Here is a 4,332-nt window from a genome sequence, read left to right on the forward strand (position 1 = left end):
ATACAACGAAGAGCGCCCCCATGATGCGCTGAATGATCTGACACCATGGGAATATTTAACCAAGCATGAACTGGCCGAAACCTCTAATTATGGGTGTAACTAATTAGGGGAGGTTTACAAATCCACCCTCAAGGAAGTCTGAACAATTTAACTTCAATGAGACAGGGAACCTGGAGCCGACCTTATCTCTTACCGACTCGATTATATTTTCTATCAGAGTAAAACGGTTATGAATTGAGCCACCAAATTTGTCTTTACGTTTGTTGAATAAAGGAGACAGTATTTGGCTAAGTAAAAACCCGTGAGCTGCATGAATCTGAACACCTGAAAATCCCAACTGTTTGCAACGTAGTGCACTCCGAGCATATAAGTTCGGAAGTTCCTCCAGATAGGATTGAGGTAGCTCTCTCGCATTTATCATATCGCTTTGAATTTCAGATGGACCAGCTGGTGAGCTGATGCTTGGGTCTGATAGTGCCCCAGCATGACCTAACTGAGCCCAAATGTGGCAACCTTTGCTAGTTACGGTCTCAGTTAACTGTCTGAATTCAGGTGAGAAAGTATCTTTAGTAACAACTAAATTTCCTGCGCTCTCCGGGTAGTGGGGGCTGATTTGAACTTCCCCGACTATCAACACCCCGACACCTCCTTTAGCCCACTGTTCATAGAGGCTAATTTGTTCTGGCGTGGGTATTCCGGCACCGTTACCAAGGTTATCGGACATCGCAGACTTAACGATGCGATTCTTGATAAGGGTGCCGTTAGTAAGCTTGAATGGTGTAAATAATGTGCTCATATTTTCACTCATTCTTTTTTATTGTTATGGATTTAAAAGGAAATTAGAGCACAACATTGCCAATGAAGTAGGCATTACCACCGACCCTAATTTCGCTGCCAGCCTGATCAGAAAAGTGTGTTTTCAACAGGCAAGCCTGACCCATTTCTTCACCTTGACGAAAGACCAGGTTATCACCTGTAAATAGCCCATTATCTCTGAGGAATCCGCTAATTGCCGCCGCAGCTGCTCCAGTAGCAGGATCTTCGTAGACACCGCCGAATGCAAATGCATTTCTGACGCGAATATCACCATTCTTTTCTCCAGCAGCGACCGCAAAGGTAACAACCTTGTTTTCCCTCATCCATGGCTGTAAAGCGTCATAGTCATATTCAAAGTTTGCAAGCGCGTCGGCATTATTCACCACAATAAGTGCGTGATTATTACCGGCATTTACCATTGAAGGAGTCAAGTGCTGACTGATATCAGCTTGTTGGATGCTGCTATTAGCTATTAAAAAATCCAATTCTTTGCGACTCAACTCTCTTGAGCTTGTCTTAGGTGAACTAAAGTAAATTTCCCCACTATCATCAACAACAAGCGCTAAAGTTCCTTTATTTGACTCCAGGTAGTATTGGCCATTGCCAAAGTCGTCTTTAATTGCTTTTCCCAATGCGACCGTAGCGTGACCACAAAAATCGACTTCGGCTTCTGGCGCGAAGTATCTTATTGCAAAGCGATTTTCTCCTTTGGGAACAGCAAACACCGTTTCAGAGTCTCCAATTTTTTTCGCGATACTCAACATTTCAGCGTCGCTCAATTCATTATTCACTATCATTACGCCAGCGGGGTTACCTCCTGTATTCTCAACAGAAAAGCCTGCATATCGTCTTGCAAGGTTGGTCATAATAAACTCCTAATTCTCAGGTAATAACGATTATAAAATTTGTCCAAGTATGTCTTTTGCAATTTCGCGCTCTACACATGCTGCAAAAGCATCTGACACGAAATTCTCTGCATCAACGCGGATCTCATCCGTTTCCCAAAACGCACCGGCTGTTATTATTTTTGCGTTACAGGTGAATGAGTCCTCGCTCACTTGCGAATACTTAACAAGCACTTTGTCAGAAAGATGTACTAGCGTTTTGTAAGGGTATCGTTGATCGGTTAAAAACGTATTATCGTTAATGCCCTCGCTCCCTGATGCGCTAACATCAAACAGCACGAGAGATAAAATAATTCCAATCAATAATTTCATGTTCTTGCTCCTTTTGTGTTGAAGTCGCAATTATTATTGATGGCAACAAGAGGTTAAGACAATCTAAATAAATTGAATTAAAAGTTAAGTTATTCTTAATCGCTGGAGTGGGGTAAGTCTGAAAACAGAATTGAACTTGCGTGATTTGTTTTATTCAAATAAAGCGGCGGATTGAGGCAAAACGGCAGTCCCTACTTTGATGCCGCCGTGCCCGTGATATAGGTTTGTTATTGTCCTTTAATGGCGCTGTGTTGTGAGTATATTCATCATAAAGTCAGAAAGCGCTTTTACCTCATCGGAGGCTTCTTCTCTGACCAGAAGCGAGGTTTGTGCGTAACCAATCGTAGGCAGTCCGAATGACTCGGGGACTTTCTTTAAAGGTGGTTTTACCAGAGTGTCTGGCACGGCAGCAATAGCGAGATCGGCTCTTACCGCAGCTAATTGGCCATTACAATTTTCACTAGAATAGGCCAGGCGATACTTTCTTCCCTGTGTATCTAGCGCTTTTAGTGCAAGATCGCGCCAGTTACATCCTTTTTCGGCCAACGCCAAAGGGAGCGGCTCTTTATTAATGGCTTCTCCGCCATCCAAGGCTGCCCATACAATCTTTTCTAGTCGAACAGGTTTCATGCTTGCTTCAGATTTTGTATCGATATTTACTGAGAGCATGGCAATATCGATAATCTCATCTTCGAACTTTTTCAATAAGATAGAGCTTTGATCCATAACTACGTCTACCTGAACTGACGGGTGTGTCTTTGCAAAATGAGAAAGGATCAACGGGAGCTCGTAGCTGCCAAATTGCTCGGGCAAACCAACCGTAACCTTACCCGTGAGCTTTGGCTTTATAAAATGCCTGACAGCTTCATCGTTAAGGCGCAGTATTTGCCTGCAGTAACGGATCAGCGTCTCACCTTCGTTCGTTAGCTTCGTTTCTTTCGACTTTCTCGATAACAACTGACACTTTAGCAACTCTTCCAGTTTTTTTATTTGCATGCTTACCGCGGCAGGCGTCCTGAATACCATCCTCGCAGCCTTTGCCATACTGCCGGTTTCAGCAATTGCATTGAATGTTTTCAATAGATCGATATCCAGCATTATTGACGGCCATTCATCGACTTTTGTTTCATCGGGTTGAGTTTCCACATTGACCTCCTCATAGCGCCTAGTTAAGTTACTCTGTAAATGAGTAGGGACAGATTAAGTATATCTTAATCAATAACAAACTACGATTTCAAATAAAATGGATCGATAGTTTCAAGAAGGAAGTTGGTCAGCAGATATTTTTTCTGCAAGGCGATTAGTAATAAAAGTATTTATAATAATCGCTGCCTGTGTAAGGCTTCCGACTACTTTTAAATTGAAAATTATCTACTGCATCAATGAAAATCATAATTGCCACGGACATTTTTGGTAAGACACCGGCACTTGAGCAGCTTGCAGCAACTATCAGTGAAAATGCCGTAATCTTAGAACCGTATAACGGGCGGCATATGGATTTCGATAGTGAAGGGGGGGCATATACGTATTTTACGGAAAACGTTGGTCTGGGGTGCTATGGCGAGCTGGTTGAAGAGTATGTGAGCTCATGTTCTGAAAAGCTGCTTCTTATTGGTTTTAGTATTGGCGCATCCGCGATTTGGAACTTATCCGAAAATCGAGACTTATCCAATATTTCTGAAGCAATATGCTTTTATGGTTCCCAAATTAGGAATCGAACTGATGTTACACCAACCTTTCCAATCCAGATGGTTTTTCCTAAAGCAGAGCGGCACTTTTCAGTCAGACAACTCATAGACCAAATTGAAAATAAGAAGAACGTTTCAGTTCGGCAAGTACCTTACTTCCATGGTTTCATGAATGAGAAATCAGAAAACTTTAACCTCAACGGTTATGAACAAGGGATGGAAATACTTGCAAAAAAAATATGTGAACAGAGGTCTAAGGCGGTAAAGGGTAGTAGTAAAGTCACCTGAAGGAATAAGAAAACTAAGGCAAACGTTGCTGTGGTTTTATCGATTCTTTGCTGTCCTTGAGAGCGGCTCTCCTAATTTAGCCCCCTACTTCCAAGCATGTATACTTCGTCTACTGACCTAGCGGCGATTCAAAAATGAATGCGGGTTTTAACCAGTAAACCTTCCCTCAATCAACATATGTAAAAGACTTCATAGTTACAGGTCTGTAGTGGCAGACTAAACCCGAACACCGTTTTAAGTGGTAGCATTACACTTAATAACGAGGTGTTCAATGAGAAGACAAAGACGGTCATTCAGTCCGGAATTTAAACATGATGCAGCCA

General features: G+C 42.3%; 5 protein-coding genes. 1 reads left to right on the forward strand and 4 read right to left on the reverse strand.

Annotated features, from left to right (window positions below; genetic code table 11):
- Positions 1-103: 103 nt before the first annotated feature.
- From AB1N33_RS16545 to AB1N33_RS16560, 4 genes are all read right to left on the reverse strand, one after another.
- Entirely contained in the window at positions 104-796 is a 693-nt protein-coding gene (locus AB1N33_RS16545; protein ID WP_411272670.1) for an oxidoreductase, read from the reverse strand.
- Between the two features lie 43 nt (positions 797-839).
- Positions 840-1,682 carry a PhzF family phenazine biosynthesis protein gene (locus AB1N33_RS16550; protein ID WP_411272671.1) on the reverse strand — a complete coding sequence of 281 codons (843 nt, stop codon included), beginning with the start codon at positions 1,680-1,682 and terminating at the stop codon, positions 840-842.
- Between the two features lie 30 nt (positions 1,683-1,712).
- Positions 1,713-2,033, reverse strand: a complete 321-nt coding sequence (locus AB1N33_RS16555; protein ID WP_411272672.1) for a hypothetical protein — start codon at positions 2,031-2,033, stop codon at positions 1,713-1,715.
- A gap of 237 nt (positions 2,034-2,270) precedes the next feature.
- A complete protein-coding gene (locus AB1N33_RS16560) occupies positions 2,271-3,179 on the reverse strand; it encodes a LysR substrate-binding domain-containing protein (RefSeq protein WP_411272673.1) in 909 nt (302 codons plus the stop codon).
- 236 nt (positions 3,180-3,415) lie between these two features.
- Between AB1N33_RS16560 and AB1N33_RS16565 the strand changes: the two genes are divergently transcribed.
- A complete protein-coding gene (locus tag AB1N33_RS16565) occupies positions 3,416-4,009 on the forward strand; it encodes a dienelactone hydrolase family protein (protein ID WP_411272674.1) in 594 nt (197 codons plus the stop codon).
- Positions 4,010-4,332: the final 323 nt, after the last annotated feature.

Source organism: Alteromonas nitratireducens (assembly GCF_040812025.1).
GTDB lineage: Bacteria > Pseudomonadota > Gammaproteobacteria > Enterobacterales > Alteromonadaceae > Alteromonas > Alteromonas nitratireducens.

Excerpts from the sequence above, each read along its gene's own strand:
- AB1N33_RS16555 (WP_411272672.1), bottom strand. The coding sequence starts at position 2,033 with ATGAAATTATTGATTGGAATTATTTTATCTCTCGTGCTGTTTGATGTT.
- AB1N33_RS16565 (WP_411272674.1), top strand. The coding sequence starts at position 3,416 with ATGAAAATCATAATTGCCACGGACATTTTTGGTAAGACACCGGCACTT.
- AB1N33_RS16550 (WP_411272671.1), bottom strand. The coding sequence starts at position 1,682 with ATGACCAACCTTGCAAGACGATATGCAGGCTTTTCTGTTGAGAATACA.
- AB1N33_RS16545 (WP_411272670.1), bottom strand. The coding sequence starts at position 796 with ATGAGCACATTATTTACACCATTCAAGCTTACTAACGGCACCCTTATC.